Raw genomic sequence first — 16075 nt, 5'->3', positions numbered from 1 at the left:
TGAATCCTGAACGCATCCTATGCAGAATTGAATGTAATTCTTGCGGGGAGTACTATTATTTTGAGGAAAAGGAGATAGTGTTACGATGAATTTTTTGGAAATTGAAAAGGTAGTTGGACGTGAGATTTTGGATTCGAGAGGCAATCCGACGGTAGAAGCAGAGGTAACTTTGGTAGATGGAACCGTGGGAAGAGGTACTGCTCCAAGTGGTGCGTCTACAGGTGAGTTTGAGGCACTGGAACTGAGAGACGGAGACAAGGACCGTTATCTTGGCAAGGGTGTTGAAAAAGCTGTCAACAACATCAATACTGTGATTAATGAGGTTCTTGCCGGTTTAGATGCGTCTGATATTTATGCCATTGACAAGGCAATGATTGATGCAGATGGTACGAAAGATAAATCAAAGCTTGGTGCCAATGCGATTTTGGCGGTGTCAATTGCAACAGCAAGAGCGGCATCTATTGCGTTAGATATTCCGTTGTACCGCTTTTTGGGTGGCATTTCAGGCAACCGTCTTCCGGTACCTATGATGAATATTTTAAATGGTGGTGCTCACGCAGATTCAGCTGTTGATACGCAGGAATTTATGATTATGCCGGTTGGCGCACCATCGTTTAAAGAAGCGCTTCGCTGGTGTGCAGAGGTTTTCCATAAGTTGAAATCTCTGATTAAAGATATGGGAGATGTAACAGCGGTTGGTGATGAAGGTGGATTTGCACCAAACAAACTTACTTCCGATGAAGAAGCTATTGAGAAAATTCTGGAGGCTGTTAAGGCTGCCGGATTTGAACAGGGAAAAGATTTTATGATTGCTATGGATGCAGCTTCTTCCGAATGGAAATCGGAAAAAGGAATTGGTTATTATAAGCAGCCAAAATCCGGCAAAGAATTTACTTCGGATGAGCTGATTGCACATTGGGAATCTCTCATTGACAAGTATCCGATTATTTCTATTGAAGATGGTTTGGATGAGGAAGATTGGGAAGGCTGGAAGAAGATGACTGAGAAGATTGGTCATAAGGTTCAGCTTGTAGGCGATGACCTTTTTGTTACAAATACAGAGAGACTTTCCAAGGGTATTAAAATGGGAGCAGGTAACTCCATTTTGATCAAATTAAACCAGATTGGTTCGGTGTCAGAAACATTGGAGGCTATTAAGATGGCGCACAATGCAGGATATACAGCCATTTCTTCCCACCGTTCCGGTGAGACAGCGGACACAACTATTGCAGACCTTGCGGTAGCGCTGAATACATGTCAGATTAAGACAGGTGCTCCTTCGAGATCCGAGCGTGTAGCAAAATACAACCAGCTTCTCCGCATTGAGGAAGAATTAGGTGCCAGTGCAGTGTACCCTGGTATGGATGCATTTCATGTAGGTAAATAATAGAATTAAAAACAGACGATGAAAAAGATTTCCGGTACATGAATATATGTGCCGGAAATTTTTGTACGTTAAAATTGAAAAGAAGGGTGGATGGTTTTGGTGCGAAGCTCGACGCGGGATATTGCGAAAACCATATTTTGGTGATATGATTATTGCAGTGTTGTGATAAAATGTTGGCTAAGCGCTGTTAAAGTGCTAGATATAAGGGTACGGACAAAATAATACAAGGAAGGTGAATCTATGTTATTCATATGTTATCCCAAATGCTCAACCTGCAAAAAGGCAAAAAAGTGGTTGGACGAGCATCATTTAAATTACACGGAGCGTCATATTGTAGAGGAAAAACCATCGTATGATGAATTAAAAGAATGGGTTTCTAAAAGTGGGCTTCCTCTAAAAAAATTCTTTAACACAAGCGGATTGTTGTACAAGGAGATGAAGTTGAAGGATAAACTTCCGACAATGAGCGAAGACGAGCAGCTTCAATTGCTGGCAACCAATGGAATGCTTGTCAAACGTCCGCTGGTTATTGGGGATGAAGCAATTCTTGTTGGTTTTAAGGATAATGAGTGGAGTGAAAAATTGGAATGAAAATATAAGTGAGGGGGAATAGTATATGGAGAAAATATATATATGGATAATTGCATTAATGGTGCTTTCTGCGTTAGTAACCATTATTAAGCCGAGGATAAAAGGAAAAATGGGTGAAGCAACGGTAAGTATGTTGTTGAAAAAGTTGGACAAAAATAAGTATCAGGTAGTTAATGATGTTTTGTTGAGTGCAGAGGGTGGAAATACACGTACAACGCAGATTGATCATGTGGTTGTTTCAATTTACGGTATATTTTCAATTGAAACCAAGAATTATAAAGGACAGATTTATGGTTCGGAGTCTTCGGCAAAGTGGACACAGAACATTTACGGTCACAAATATTCATTTATGAATCCCATATATCAGAATTATGCGCATGTAAAGGCGTTAAATGCCTTGCTTCAAAGTCATGGTTATGAAAATATTCCGGTTTTCTCAATTGTGACTTTTCCCGGGGATGCTGTGCTAAAAATAAAGACAACAAAATCGCAGGTTGTGAAGTGGGGAGCAGTTACAAAGACGGTCAAAAAACTTTCTGTCCAATCGGTTCTTTCGAGAGAGGATATGGATAAGATTCTGGCAATACTTACAAATTATATGAGTACCAGGACAGATACGTGTAAACATGTGAATGAAATAAAAGAAGCAAAATATGTTAAGAAGCAGAAAGAGAAATCAGGAATGTGCCCGAAATGTGGGGGCGCGTTAGTTTTACGCAAGGGCAAATATGGCAAGTTTTATGGATGCAGTAATTATCCGAAATGTAGATATACGGCACCGGTAAAATAAGATGCTTTTCAAAGCTAGATAAAACAAAGAGGACTTGACAAACAAAAATCTTTCTGATATGTTATAACGATTTAGCAAAGATGTTAAATGGGAAGGCATGGGGATAAAAGGAGGAAAAAATATGTATCATTTTCAGTATGTAGCAAAAAAAGAGCTTAAGCCGGTAAAAAAACAGCTTATGGAACTAATACACAAGGTGCAGGATGAAGTTCGAGATAGTTTTACTTTTCAGTATAAATTTGTTGGGAGTGTACAAAGAAATATGGTAACGTGGGATGTAAAGAGTAATGCCGGTTTTGATTTTGATGTAAATATCATTGTAAATGACTGTGACGGTGATTTCGATGCAGAAAAAACTAAAAACATACTTATGTGTGCATTCAACAAGTATGCTAGAAAGTACGGATATGATTCCTGCGAGGATAGTACTAGAGTTTTTACAATTAAAGTGAAAGATAGAAAAAATTCTAGGATTCGTTATAGTTGTGATTTTGCAATTGTGAATGATTATGGTAACAATCAGCAGGAGTACATACGTTACAATAAGAAAAGAAAAAATTATACGTGGGAAGAACAAACAAAAGGATTTTATTGCCTCCCTGAAAAGATAAAATTTTGTAAAGATAATCAATTATGGCAGGAAGTTAGAGAGATATATTTGGATAAGAAGAATTATAATACGGACAGTAACAAGAAATCTAGATCGATATTTGCGGAAACAATTCATGAAGTCTGCCATAGAAATGGATTTTACGATTAGCACAATAAAGGAGAGGAGAAAGTGATGAGGACGGAGACAGTAACATTAACGAATATGTGTATGGTTTACGATGATGCGGGAAATGTTTTGGTTCAGGACAAAGTGGATAAAAAGTGGTCAGGACTTACATTTCCGGGCGGACATATTGAGAAGGGCGAATCTTTTGTAGATTCAGTTATTCGTGAGGTATATGAAGAGACCGGACTCACGATAGAAAAGCCGAGAATCTGTGGTACAAAAGACTGGCTGCGGGATGACGGCTCAAGGTATCTTGTTGTTTTTTATAAGACGAATCAATTCAGCGGTGAACTCAAATCCTCGCATGAAGGGGAAGTAAAGTGGATGCCGTTAGAAGAGATGAAAAAGGGAAAGCTTGCAAACGGAATGGACGATATGCTTCGCGTATTTTTGGAAGAAGATATCAATGAATTTCATTACCGCAGAGAAGATGGTGTCTGGAAATATGCGCTGAAATAATGGAGGGTGTATTATGCAAATTGAGACGGAGCGTTTAATTCTTCGTGAGATGAACGAAGAAGATTTTGATGACTTATATTGTGTGCTTGCGGATTCGGATATTATGCAGCATTATCCGTATACTTTTGATGAAAAAAGAGTCCGTGGATGGATTGAAAAAAATCAGGAACGGTACCAGATTTTTGGTTTCGGATTGTGGGCTGTGTGCCTAAAAGAAAATGGAAAAATGATTGGTGACTGCGGGCTCACACTGCAACCAATTGGAAATACGATTAAGCCGGAAATTGGTTACCATATTCAAAAAACATATCAGAGAAAAGGATATGCGAAAGAAGCAGCAATTGCCGTAAGAGACTGGGCTTTTACACATACACCGTTTCAGACGATTTATTCTTATATGAAAAGCACAAATCTCCCATCGATGCAGACGGCGCAGGCGTATGGATGTCAACGGGTTGATGAATTTGTGGATGCGGAAAAAGAAAAAACGATAGTGTTTGCCCTCTCGAAAAAAACATGGCTTGAAAAGTATAAAATGAGGCAGGAAAAAGGGGCGCCTCTTTATCAGTATTTTCCATGTCAAAAAGAAAAAATGGCGATTGAACAAATTGAAAATCTTCGACAGGGAAACCTGCCTTTTCAGATAACGTCTGCAAAAAATACATTTGATGGTATTTGTGTGGAATATGATTTGCAGTCTGCGTATGCCGGATTTCCATGTGTGAAGTCGCTTACCTTTGGTGGAAAAACGGATGCTGTTTGCAAGCGAGTGCTCTGGAATCTTTGCAAAGAAAAGCAAATTGATTGTTATCAATTGATACCGCAGGCAGAACAGGAAAGAGTGCAGTTAAAGGATGCGGATTTTAAAATTAATGACGAGGAAGAAGTAGATTTGCTGATTCGGCTTGTTGAGCGAATTTGTTATAGTCAGGAGAAAATTGATGAGTGTTGTGAACGCTTTCAAGTTATGATTTCGATGGGAAATGTGGACGCCGGAATTATTGAGGAGATTCTTTCGGTTGTTGCTGACCAGCTGACAGATACTTATTTTTTGAAAATTTCCATGAATCAGTTGTGTAATAGAATGCAGAGAGAAGCGCAGAGAGTTTCACTTCCAAAACAGGTAGAGAAGTTGATTGAAGATGTAAGTCAGATGGTGGAACGCGTAAATCAATCGCTGCAGGAATTGACGGAGTCTGTGCCGGACTCTGCGAAAAAGGGCTTGATTCACAAAAATGATGTAGAGCGTATTACAAAATCAATTGAGAGCGCTAAAAAGATTTTGCAAATTGTCAATCATATTGAGTGGTATGCAGACAATACGCATTGATTAGAAGGAATCACATAAAAAATAACACACAAAAGATACTAAAAACTAATAGTAATTTTATAGAATGTTCGTTGTATAATTCCCACAAAGTATTAGAATGAAGTTAGAGAGTTTTGAGAGGAATGAAAGGAGTCATTCTATGAAGAGAAAAAGTCAAAAGGCGATGGCACTTCTCACGGTAACAGCACTTAGTATTTCGAGTGTTTTTACAATGCCTGCAAGTGCTAAATCAGCGAAACCAAAGTTAAGCAAGAAGCGTATTACCATGTGGGCTGGGACTAAGAAAAAAGTAACGATTAAAAATGCAAAAGCAGTAAAAAAAGTGGTGTGGAAAAGTAGCAAAAAATCGGTTGTTATCCTGAAGAAAAAGACGAAAAAGTCAGTTCAGTTAGTTGCCAAAAAAGCGGGGAAAGCTACGGTGACAGCGAAGGTAAAAGCAGGATGGAAAATGTATAAACTTTCGTGCAAAGTTACGGTTAAGAAAAAGACAGGAACTACCGTTGTTCCACCGGTGAATACACAAGAACCTGCGGTAGTAAATCCGGGGGATTCTTCCTCTGTGGTAAAAACTGCGGAGCCTGTGAAAGAGCCGACAGAAGAGCCAACAAGGAAGCCGGCAGTGACAGCAACTGCAAGTCCAACGGCGACCCCGACTGCGGTGCCAACGCAAAAGCCGACAGCGACCCCGACTGCGGTGCCAACGCAGAAGCCGACAGCGACTCCGACTACAGAGCCGACAAAGAACCCAACGGCAACTCCGACTACGGCACCAACGCAGAAGCCGACTGCGACCCCGACTGCGGTGCCAACGCAGAAGCCGACTGCGACCCCGACTACGGCACCAACAACGGTACCGACTCAGACACCAACGGCTGCACCGACCCAGAAGCCGGCGACGGAGAAAGTGACGCTTGCAATTGACAATACGTTTATTAATTCTTCTGCGTATTCGAGTGTGTGGAATGGAACGGTTTATAACCTGCTTCCACTGATTACGGCATCCGGACACAAAGTATCGGATTTTACACAGGTAAATGTTACAATCAACCTTTTGGATGCTAACAAAAATATTATTGAAAATACAGGTGGCGCATCGATTAAGTTGTCAGTTAAAAACAGCGACTGGGCTGGTTTTGTTGATGCCAATGGTATGCAGAGCGGTAAGGAGCAGGGCTTACAGTTAGATGCTTACCCGAGCGGACAGACGGCACTTTATTTGGTTGTTCAGAATTCTACAGAGGCAGTGAAATACATTCAGATTACATCTGTTGTTATGGAGAACAAAGGGAAAAAAGATGCGACGGAGGCAATTGGATCGTATCAATCGCTTGCGTCTCTCGGTGAGAAATATGGTTTCAAATTTGGAACAAATATCAATGAGGCGGCACTGAAAAATACTGAGCTTACCAAACTCATTAAGTATCATTTTAACAGTACGACGTTCAGTAATGAAATGAAGGCGTATTCGCTTTTGAGCCAGTCTGCTTCACAAAATGCATATGTGGATGAAAATTCACCGGCAGTTATGAACTTTACAAAGGCAGATTCGATGGTTGCGTATGCGGTTGAAAACGGATTATCCATTCGCGGTCATGTGCTGACCTGGGATGCCGATATGTGCGATTGGTTTTTCCGCGAAGGCTATAAGACGGATGGTGCTTATGTCAGCGCAGACGTCATGAAAAATCGTCTGAAGATGTATATTGATGAAGTAATGACGCATTTTGAAGAAAAATATCCGGGCGCGATTTACTGCTGGGATGTTGTTAATGAAGCGGTTGCCGACAATGCGGGTGAATTTGCGGATGATGATGTGCGTCATGTACGACAGGTTCGTGGTGGCAAGACGAATCTTTTCTACGATTATATTGGCAGTGATTATGTGGAACTTGCGTTCCGGTATGCATATGAGTCAAGAGCAAAATTACAGGCGGCAAACAGTAAGACAAACATTAAACTGTTCTACAATGATTACAACACGTTTGCAACCTACGGCGCAAATAAGAGAGATGCCATTATTCAACTGGTAAAGAGCGTCAACAGTTTTGCATCCGATGGAAATGGCGGTTACCTGAAGCTCTGCGATGGCATTGGTATGCAGAGTTACATCGGTGGCTATGGACAGCAGAGTGGATGTATGAACGACAATGACATTACCTTAGTGAAAAATGCGATTGAGAAATTTGCAGAAAATAATGTTGAAGTTCACGTAACAGAACTTGCCGTCCGCAATTACGATAATGATGCAGAGCCGGAGCATGCAGCCTTTTACAAGAAACTCGTGCAGACATATGTGGATATTAACAAAGCGGCACAGGCAGCAGGAAAGACCGGACCGATTACGAGCCTTTCCATTTGGGGCTTGTTTGACGCACCATATCTGTCAACGGCAGATTACAGCTACAAAATGAACGGACCATACTGTGGTCTGTTTACGGAATTGTATCAGCCGAAACAATCCTTTAAGGAAGTTTATGAGGTATTGGCGGCAGAGTAAAATATAAACGAAATCTTAGTACAGTTTGTGAAGAATAGTTGATGCCAGTGTATTTGGTATTCGAGTAATTCAGCAGAAAAGCTTTGCGACTCGTGGGCACTCCCGTTTGTTGAGTACGTAGCGGTATGGGCACTGATACCACCAGTGCCGCATACCGACGTACTCAAAACCCACGAGGCACAAAGCTTTTCTGTTGAATTACGGAAAACGAAAAGATGCCCTTGTGGTTTATGAAAAATATAAAACACCGATTTTTTCTTGTGTTTTCAATACCCTTATGATAATATATAAATAGATAATATATTATACAAAACACATAAAAATACCACAAATTAGATAATATATTATCTGTAAAAACAACACATAAAGGTGACATAAAATGGAGAAATTAATATGGGAGACAGCAGAGGAAATCGATATGAAGCTGGCGGGCAGAATACGAGGGATTCGCAAAAGGCGTTCGATTTCCCAGAAAAAATTATCGGAAATGAGCGGTGTAAGTTACGGCTCAATTAAGCGTTTCGAGACGACAGGGCAGATTTCACTACTCTCTTTAACGAAGCTGGCATTTGCTCTGAATGAGGTGGATGAGATACGGAATTTATTTACGGATGTTCCGTATCGAAGTATTCAGGAGGTTATCAATGAGGGAAAATAAAGTGTTGCATGTTTATTACGGGGAGCGGCTTGTAGGGACGATGGCACTTACGGAATCAAAAAAAGCAGCATTTGAATATGCTGATGAATGGCTGGCGGACGGTTTTTCTATCAGCCCTTTTTCACTTCCATTGGAAAAACGGGTTTTTGTTCCCACAAAAGATTATTTTCGAGGTTTATTCGGCGTGTTTGCAGACAGCCTGCCGGATGCGTGGGGGCAGTTATTGTTAGATAGAATGTTAAAAAAACATGGGATAAATAGAGATGAATTTTCAATTATTGACCGTTTGGCAGTAGTAGGAACTCAAGGGATGGGAGCACTTATTTATCGACCCGAAAGAAATCTGTCCTATGGTCAGGACGTGGATAATCTGGATGAACTGGCAGAAGAATGTCAGCGCATTTTGAATACAGAGGAGACAGAAAAACTGGATGAATTGTATCGTTTGGGCGGAACCAGTGGCGGAGCCAGACCTAAAGTTATGATGGAAATAGATGGGGAGCCATGGATTATTAAATTTCCGGCGCATGTGGACCGTGCGGATATTGGAAAAATGGAATACGATTATTATCTGTGTGCCGAGCAGTGTGGAATTACGATGAGTGAATGTAATTTGTTTCCGTCAGGTAAATGCAGCGGCTATTTTGGTACGAAACGCTTTGACCGGAAAAATCAGCATGGAGAAATGGAAAGAGTGCATATGTTGACAGTGGCGGCACTTTTGGAGTTGGATTTTGAGCAGCCTGTTCTTGATTATCAGGATTTGATGAAACTTACGAAAATAATAACCAATAATTCACCGGAGGATTTGGAGAATATGTACCGCCGTATGTGTTTTAATGTGTATGCTCACAATCGAGACGACCATGCAAAAAACTTCTCTTTTCTTTATGAAGAGGAGAAAAAGTGCTGGCGGCTGAGTCCGGCGTATGATTTGACATATAGTACGACATATTATGGAGAGCACACGACAACTGTGGCTGGGAATGGGAAAAATCCGGGAAGCAAAGAATTAATTTTTGTAGGAACACAGGCCGGCTTATCAAAAGAAAAGTGCCGGAGCATCGCAGTGGAAATCAAAAATTGTGTTTCTGATATGCTTTCAGAATATTTGAATCCATAAAAATGCGAATTTCCGGCACTTTTTTCTTTATCATTTTGCAGCTATTACGCTGACTTTAATTTTAGCGGTTACACCATTTTGGGCAACGGCATAAATTGTCGCATGCCCTGCTTTTTTTGCTCTGATTTTACCTTTTTTTGATACGGTCAGTACAGAGGAATCGCTCACAAGGTAGCGGATTTTTTGAATGTGCCAGCAGGTTTTTTTCCCTTTTGGTACAATTACTTGTGCTCGTATTTTCTTAGTGCTTCCGGCCTTTAAAGAAAGTTTTTTACCACTGCGGATTTTTACGCGCGAAGGATTTTCGTAAGTTTTACTTCCTTTCGTCAGCGAATGTAATTCCAGTGATTTACTGATTGCAGTTTTTTTCTTCCCGATAATGCGGTAAGCCGTAATACGGTATTTATACCACGTATCTTTTTCACAGTTTTTGTGGGTGTAAGAAGTGGTTGTTCGGTTTTTAATGTCGGCAATTTTCTTTACTTTACGCTCTTTTCCGTTTTCATTGCAGGCAGAGGCGTAAATGAAATATCCGTCCGCATTTTTTACCGGATTCCAGAAAAGTTGGTTAGCGTTTTTGCTCGCTTTTACCGGTTGAATCAGCTTTTTGCTTACGGAAACTTTGACTGTTTTTTTTGTCGGTGCAGCGGTTGGTGCAACGGTTGGTGCAACGGTTGGTGCAACGGTTGGTGCAACGGTTGGAACCTGAGTTGGAACAGTAGTCGGTGCTATGGTTGGTGCCATCGTCGGAGTCGCTGTTGCCCGCTGCGTTGGAGTGACAGTCGGCGTAGTGGTTGGTGTGACAGTCGGCGTAGTGGTTGGTGTAGCAGTCGGCGTAGTGGTTGGTGTAGCAGTCGGTGTAGCAGTTGGAGTCGGGCTTGGTGATGGTGATGGTGTCTGTCCCACCTCAGTTGGTTCCGGCAGGGGTATGTATTTATCGTAATAAACCTTAAGTATCGTGGCATTGTTTGGCTTAACAATTCCAAATGTAGTAGTATCATCTCCACCCTGCATATATCCATCGGGCTCCTTAATTTCTGCATAAACGGTCTTCCCAATGTAGGTTGGGGGGCTTACGTATTCGTTCAGCAGTTTATAGTTACCATCTTCTGTTTCCTGATAGTAGAGTACCTTATAGGTTGTTTTCTCCGGTTCATAATACAAATTCATTTGGTAATGTGTATCCGCGTTTTCGAGTGTGACAGAGGAATCCTGCGGTGTGATTGTGCTTATGTGATAGTAATCATTACTATATTTTGTCGCATAGCTGGGATCTGCTTCAGCCACAGTGACAGTGTCGCCAACGGCACCTGTCATAACCTCGGAAGATTCTGCCTTTACATAATATTCTGTGTTCGGATTTAACTTCCAGTAATTGATTTGATATGATGCCTCTTCGTCAATTGGTTTATACTTATTGGTAAACTGGAAGGCGTGCAAAGTTGTATTCGCCTTGGAGGCATTGATTGATGAAGAAAAACCAATCAAAGCCTTTTTGTTGTCAAAACGGGAGTGAAGGTCAATTTCTTTTTCAATCTGCGGTTTGGATGGTCTTTTCGCATTGGCAAAATCGCCATTGGCATAGCGGACATACATTTTTTCGCCATCGTAGTCAATCCATACGGTAAAAAGTCTGTCATTTACCCCTGCGTCTGCAAAACGGGTGGCACAGGTGGAAGAATCACTGACCTTGTTGCTCTTTTTCGAGGTGTCCTGATAGGCAGCCTCTAACTTATCTGTGTCATCCAGAACGCCACCTGCACAGGCATCAAAATAAGCAAGATTTTCGTACGCCGTATAGTTTTTTCCATCTTTTGTTTTTTCAACCGTTTTGGTTGGGTCAAGACCGTTTAGGTAATAAATGGCGTCGTGACGGGCATGGTCGCTGTTTAGCGTGATGCCGATATGGTCAAAGCGCTCGGCATACTTGTAATTGCGGTAAGCGGCGTACTCTCTGCCGTCCGTGCCCTCATAAGGATTAAAGTTTTTTTCGTAGTCATTTTTCCCGGTATAGGTTTGGTCTTTGTGAAAGTATAATTGGTTATCATAATCCCAGCTTTCATAGGAAAATGGGCGATTTTCATCATATGGATATACGTCGCCCGTTCTATTCATGTTACAATAGGCACCATTATATTGGGAATCCATTTCGACCATGAGTCTTTTTTCGTCACATTGCATGCCGAATGTATAGGTGTCACCACCGGAATACGTATACGCTAAATCTTCCGGATCGGATATGTAATCTTCCATGAAAAAGGCAAGGCCGTCGCCGCCGACTTCTCTGGCGAATTCTTTCCCTCCTGCCTGTTTGGTGTTGACGCAGGCGTCCGGGAGTGAAAAGGTAAATTTTGTGGAAAACTGTGATCTGCTATTTAGCGGAACCAGTTGATTTAGTGTGATTATTGTGGAACGGTAATCAGAGGTACTTTTATTCGGATCTTCCTCGGCGGCGGATTCGGGTGCAGAATACGGTTTTGCCACGTCAAACAGCCGGATTACTTTTTCCGGGGTTTCCTTTTTTGAATATGGATTTTTTTTAATACCATAAGTGTCTGAGCTGGGTTGGTAGCTTTCAATAGCCAGTGAACCTTTGTGTGGCTCTCCAGCCGCATTAGAGTCCATCACCCAGGATTCTTCCTTAAATTCTTCTCCGGTACCCTCGCCCTCGGCAAAAGTCATTACGGCCGGCTCTGCTGCCGCCGCTTTTTTGGTCTGGTTTAATGATGATGTTACCGGTACATTTGCCAAGGGGAGTACCAGCCCCAGAAGAAGAGACGTAATCAAAAGTCTCTTGTGAAATTCTTTCCTTGTCATAATATCCCTCATTTCTTTTTTGTGTTTGCCTCATGAAATGTAAAATCATATTTCATTGCCAGAGCCATAAACAATTTATTCATGACCTGACCGGTGATTTCCCGGATTTTTAATTTTCCAATATAAGCGATGGTTTCACGCTGTATGTCATCCGGTACATGATATGCGCCAAGCGTTACTCTTAGAAACCGCTCAAGTTTCTTTTCCAAAGTAAAATACATATCACATTTTTTTGAAATATAGGCACGCATACATCCGGCTGTCCCAATTTCCATTTCGTAAAAATCACTTTCCTGAAAGTCTTTATTATACTGCCTGAAAATCATCGCGATTTTTTTTGCTGTATGCTTGTGAATATAATCCATCAATGCCGGCTGCGTGTAGGCTTCCATGTAAATATCGCGCAGATGTTCATTCATCTCGGTAAGCGTCAACTGAATACAGGTTTCAACGGCGTAGAGAAGCACCGGATTTTTCCCGGTTCCGATAATATTTTCTGCTACACCAAACTGATTTTCAAACATGAATTCTGTCAGTTCTGCAAGAACGCCATCTTTTGTGTGAAAAATGGAGTGAAAACTGCTGCCGGATACGCCTGCATCATGAAGAATTTCCGTCATCGTTGTCTCGTGATATCCCTTTTCTATAAACAAGCGGACACTGGATGACAGAATTTTCTGCTTCGTTTCTTCACTGTCGTATTTTCTTGCCATGTACTTTGCATTCCTCCTTCCTTTTTTTATTTTATGTAAAATCCCTTCGTGTGTCTCGAAACAGAAATGAATTGCTGTTTGAGTTGCAACCCAATTATAACATGAGGGAAATTATTGTGTCAATGAAAGAATTGTCTATGGACAGAATTTGCCGGAAATCCTATAATGAAAGGGATTTATATACAATAAGGGGAAAAGGTATGACATTACAACAGTTAAAATATTTGGTGACAGTTGCGGAGTGTGGGAGCATTTCGGAGGCAGCACAGAAACTTTTTATTTCGCAGCCAAGTCTTAGTGCGGCAATTCAAAATTTGGAAAAGGAAATGGGCGTGACTGCTTTTTCACGCTCCAGCAAGGGCGTTGTGATAACAAGAGAAGGTGAGGAGCTGCTTGCTTATTCACGGATGCTTTTGGAACAGGCGGACATTATGCAGGAGCATTTTGGCAAGGATAAAAACCGGACGCCGAAATTTTCAGTGTCGTGCCAGCATTATTCTTTTGCGGTCAATGCGTTTGTGGATTTGGTGAAACAGTACGATGCCAGCCAGTACAATTTCATTTTGCGCGAGACACAGACCGGAGAGATTATTGATGACGTGGCGCAGGGGAAAAGTGAGGTTGGAATTTTATATTTGTCGGCGCACAACGAGGAAGTTCTGACGAAACTTATGAAGAAAAACGGACTTGTATTTGAAGAATTGTTTGTGGCAGAACCGCACGTGTTTATCTGCCGTGAGCACCCGCTGGCAAATAAGAAAGAAATTACACTGGATGATTTGCAGCCATATCCGTATCTGGTATATGAGCAGGGAGAACGGAACTCTTTTTATTTTGCTGAGGAGTTTTTGAGTATGCTGGATTTTCCGAAAAATATTCAGGTGCGCGACCGTGCAACGCTGTTTAACCTTGTGATTGGGTTAAATGGATTTACGGTTTGCTCCGGTGTCATCGACCAGAAGTTAAATGGTGAAAATATTATTGCAAAGCCCCTTGTGTCGGATTGTGATATGCGGATCGGCATGATTCGTAAGAAAAATACGATGTTAAGCCGCTACGCTTTATATTATCAGGAAGCAATAAAAAATTATCTGTCTATAGTTTGAAGCTATAGTGAAGGCATGGTTATATGTATTTCACAAAAGAAATAAACAATGCTACACTATCCTCATCAAAGAAAAACGGAGGATTTGAAGATGACAGCATTGCAGGAACCATTTCGATATGATTATGTAGGAAGTTTTTTACGCCCGGAAAAGGTAAAGAAGGCGAAGGCGCTGTATGAGGATGGGAAAATTGAAAAAGAAGAATTAGACGAGACAATCAATGAGGCAATTCGTGAAGTTGTTGCCAAACAGAAGGACTTGGGATTCCATGTGATTACTGATGGTGAGTTCCGTAGAACTTACTGGCATTTGGATTTTATGTGGGGATTTGAGGGAGTAGCACATGAGGTAACCGGAGGCGGCGTACAGTTTGCAGGCGAGCTCGCTTCTCTGGAAGATACTTATGTAGTTGGAAAAATTAAAGCGAAAGCACATCCATTTGTTGAATACTTTAAGTTTTTGAAAACTTTGGAAGATGAAAATACAGTTGCAAAATATACAATTCCAGCACCGGCACAGATGTTCCAGCAGTTTATTGTTCCGCAGAATGTGGAATCAACAAGAAAATTTTATGCGACAGATGAAGAACTGATTCATGATATTGGAGTGGCATATCAGGATGTTATCCGCCAGTTTTATGAGGCAGGCTGCCGCAATTTGCAGTTGGATGACTGTACATGGGGTGCCGTTGTGGGTGATGCCGCAAAACAGCGTTACAAAAGCCTTGGTATTGACTTAGAAGAAGTGAAACAGAGTTTGCTGGCTGTGAATAATCTGGCATTGGAAGGAAAGCCGGAGGATATGGTAATTACTTCACATATCTGCCGCGGCAATTATCATTCGACATATTTTACCAGCGGTCCTTATGACAGTGTGGCTGATTATGTATTTGCCAAAGAAAATGTAGACGCTTTGTTCTTAGAGTATGACGACGAGCGTTCCGGCGGTTTTGCACCACTTGCTAAAGTTTCACCGGACAAAAAAGTAGTACTTGGACTGATTACAACCAAAACACCGGAGCTTGAAGATAAAAAAGAAGTTATTGAAAGAATTCATGAAGCAGCGAAATATATTCCACTTGAACGCTTGTGCTTAAGTCCACAGTGTGGATTTGCTTCCTGTGAAATCGGTAATAAATTGACTGAGGAGCAGCAGTGGGCAAAATTGAAACTCGTAAAAGAGATTGCAGAAGAAGTGTGGGGATAAAATATAAAATAAAACCATTGGAAAAAATGGTTTTATTTTGCGATGGTGGCGAAAGGAGGGGAAGCAATGCAACGCTATTTTAGGGAATTGACATAAAGAGTTGTAATTTTTCCTCGTTTTCCGCTTTCAACAAGTCGTTTCGCGACAAATCACATTGAAAAAACAACGTTTAAGGCACAATTTGCCATAGAGCGTTGCATTGAAGCAAGAATGATTTCGTTATGTTGCAACTCTTTTGGGCGTTGGAGCAAAATAACGTTGCATTATGCAAGTTGCCATCCCTAAAATCCATTGTCCAGCATTTGCGATAAAAGTGGCGACACAACTTTTCAGCTTTCCAGCAGCTACAAGACTCCCTTAGTGGTGAGGGCACTACAAACCTCGCAGAGGTTTGTCAAGCGGCAGCGGTGCACGAACCACTAAGGGAGGCTTGTAACTGCGGAAACTAAAAACGGTGTCTCCCCTACTTGAAATAAATTCTCCATTCCCAATTCTTGTCCTCTCCCTCTATTCGTTGTATAATAAAAGTTAGCGAACAAAGGAAAGAAGATGTGTAATTTACATGATAGTTAGTGTATAATTTTCATTGGCAAAAATAAGTAATTAAAAAGGGAAGAAGG

Annotated in this window: 13 protein-coding genes; 11 read left to right on the top strand and 2 right to left on the bottom strand. The window is 41.3% G+C overall.

From position 1 onward, the window contains the following. Positions 1 to 85: 85 nt before the first annotated feature. The 9 genes from eno to DW019_RS10000 all read left to right on the top strand — a co-directional run bounded on the left by eno (position 86) and on the right by DW019_RS10000 (position 9613). The gene (gene eno / locus DW019_RS10040; protein WP_118443269.1) at positions 86 to 1387 is read left to right on the top strand and encodes a phosphopyruvate hydratase; all 1302 of its coding nucleotides are present in this window, start codon (positions 86 to 88) and stop codon (positions 1385 to 1387) included. A 240-nt stretch (positions 1388 to 1627) separates the two neighbouring features. Beyond that, a complete protein-coding gene (locus DW019_RS10035) occupies positions 1628 to 1978 on the top strand; it encodes an arsenate reductase family protein (protein ID WP_118443268.1) in 351 nt (116 codons plus the stop codon). 25 nt (positions 1979 to 2003) lie between these two features. Continuing rightward, a complete protein-coding gene (locus DW019_RS10030; protein ID WP_118443304.1) occupies positions 2004 to 2768 on the top strand; it encodes an NERD domain-containing protein in 765 nt (254 codons plus the stop codon). Between the two features lie 121 nt (positions 2769 to 2889). Next, positions 2890 to 3528, top strand: coding sequence for a hypothetical protein (locus tag DW019_RS10025; RefSeq protein WP_118443267.1), 639 nt, complete (start codon positions 2890 to 2892; stop codon positions 3526 to 3528). Positions 3529 to 3552: 24 nt separating this feature from the next. Next, complete coding sequence (locus DW019_RS10020) at positions 3553 to 4005, top strand: 8-oxo-dGTP diphosphatase (protein WP_118443266.1); 453 nt, start codon at positions 3553 to 3555, stop codon at positions 4003 to 4005. A 13-nt stretch (positions 4006 to 4018) separates the two neighbouring features. Next, positions 4019 to 5335, top strand: a complete 1317-nt coding sequence (locus tag DW019_RS15750; RefSeq protein ID WP_118443265.1) for a GNAT family N-acetyltransferase — start codon at positions 4019 to 4021, stop codon at positions 5333 to 5335. A gap of 139 nt (positions 5336 to 5474) precedes the next feature. Then, a complete protein-coding gene (locus tag DW019_RS10010; protein ID WP_118443264.1) occupies positions 5475 to 7832 on the top strand; it encodes an endo-1,4-beta-xylanase in 2358 nt (785 codons plus the stop codon). Positions 7833 to 8211: 379 nt separating this feature from the next. Beyond that, positions 8212 to 8490, top strand: coding sequence for a helix-turn-helix domain-containing protein (locus DW019_RS10005; RefSeq protein ID WP_117479994.1), 279 nt, complete (start codon positions 8212 to 8214; stop codon positions 8488 to 8490). Next, the gene (locus DW019_RS10000; protein WP_118443263.1) at positions 8477 to 9613 is read left to right on the top strand and encodes a type II toxin-antitoxin system HipA family toxin; all 1137 of its coding nucleotides are present in this window, start codon (positions 8477 to 8479) and stop codon (positions 9611 to 9613) included. Before DW019_RS10005 ends, DW019_RS10000 begins: the two co-directional genes overlap by 14 nt. 30 nt (positions 9614 to 9643) lie before the next feature. Here DW019_RS10000 and DW019_RS09995 read toward each other — a convergent pair whose 3' ends face one another. Together DW019_RS09995 and DW019_RS09990 are read right to left on the bottom strand one after the other, a co-directional pair. Then, positions 9644 to 12430 carry an Ig-like domain-containing protein gene (locus DW019_RS09995; RefSeq protein ID WP_182431093.1) on the bottom strand — a complete coding sequence of 929 codons (2787 nt, stop codon included), beginning with the start codon at positions 12428 to 12430 and terminating at the stop codon, positions 9644 to 9646. Between the two features lie 8 nt (positions 12431 to 12438). Beyond that, positions 12439 to 13143 carry a TetR/AcrR family transcriptional regulator gene (locus DW019_RS09990; protein ID WP_118443261.1) on the bottom strand — a complete coding sequence of 235 codons (705 nt, stop codon included), beginning with the start codon at positions 13141 to 13143 and terminating at the stop codon, positions 12439 to 12441. A 200-nt stretch (positions 13144 to 13343) separates the two neighbouring features. Here DW019_RS09990 and DW019_RS09985 point away from each other — a divergent pair, with 200 nt between their 5' ends. Then, positions 13344 to 14249, top strand: a complete 906-nt coding sequence (locus DW019_RS09985) for a LysR family transcriptional regulator (RefSeq protein ID WP_118443303.1) — start codon at positions 13344 to 13346, stop codon at positions 14247 to 14249. Positions 14250 to 14339: 90 nt separating this feature from the next. Then, entirely contained in the window at positions 14340 to 15455 is a 1116-nt protein-coding gene (locus DW019_RS09980) for a 5-methyltetrahydropteroyltriglutamate--homocysteine S-methyltransferase (protein ID WP_118443260.1), read from the top strand. Positions 15456 to 16075 lie beyond the last annotated feature (620 nt).

Source organism: Clostridium sp. AF37-5 (assembly GCF_003477605.1).
In the GTDB taxonomy this organism is placed as follows: domain Bacteria; phylum Bacillota; class Clostridia; order Lachnospirales; family Lachnospiraceae; genus Eubacterium_F.
Note: the sequence above shows the minus strand (reverse complement) of the source record. Positions and strands in the feature narration are given on the sequence as shown.

Excerpts from the sequence above, each read along its gene's own strand:
- DW019_RS10020 (WP_118443266.1), top strand. The coding sequence starts at position 3,553 with ATGAGGACGGAGACAGTAACATTAACGAATATGTGTATGGTTTACGAT.
- DW019_RS10025 (WP_118443267.1), top strand. The coding sequence starts at position 2,890 with ATGTATCATTTTCAGTATGTAGCAAAAAAAGAGCTTAAGCCGGTAAAA.
- DW019_RS10035 (WP_118443268.1), top strand. The coding sequence starts at position 1,628 with ATGTTATTCATATGTTATCCCAAATGCTCAACCTGCAAAAAGGCAAAA.
- DW019_RS15750 (WP_118443265.1), top strand. The coding sequence starts at position 4,019 with ATGCAAATTGAGACGGAGCGTTTAATTCTTCGTGAGATGAACGAAGAA.
- DW019_RS10010 (WP_118443264.1), top strand. The coding sequence starts at position 5,475 with ATGAAGAGAAAAAGTCAAAAGGCGATGGCACTTCTCACGGTAACAGCA.
- DW019_RS10030 (WP_118443304.1), top strand. The coding sequence starts at position 2,004 with ATGGAGAAAATATATATATGGATAATTGCATTAATGGTGCTTTCTGCG.
- DW019_RS10000 (WP_118443263.1), top strand. The coding sequence starts at position 8,477 with ATGAGGGAAAATAAAGTGTTGCATGTTTATTACGGGGAGCGGCTTGTA.
- eno (WP_118443269.1), top strand. The coding sequence starts at position 86 with ATGAATTTTTTGGAAATTGAAAAGGTAGTTGGACGTGAGATTTTGGAT.
- DW019_RS10005 (WP_117479994.1), top strand. The coding sequence starts at position 8,212 with ATGGAGAAATTAATATGGGAGACAGCAGAGGAAATCGATATGAAGCTG.
- DW019_RS09990 (WP_118443261.1), bottom strand. The coding sequence starts at position 13,143 with ATGGCAAGAAAATACGACAGTGAAGAAACGAAGCAGAAAATTCTGTCA.
- DW019_RS09985 (WP_118443303.1), top strand. The coding sequence starts at position 13,344 with ATGACATTACAACAGTTAAAATATTTGGTGACAGTTGCGGAGTGTGGG.
- DW019_RS09980 (WP_118443260.1), top strand. The coding sequence starts at position 14,340 with ATGACAGCATTGCAGGAACCATTTCGATATGATTATGTAGGAAGTTTT.
- DW019_RS09995 (WP_182431093.1), bottom strand. The coding sequence starts at position 12,430 with ATGACAAGGAAAGAATTTCACAAGAGACTTTTGATTACGTCTCTTCTT.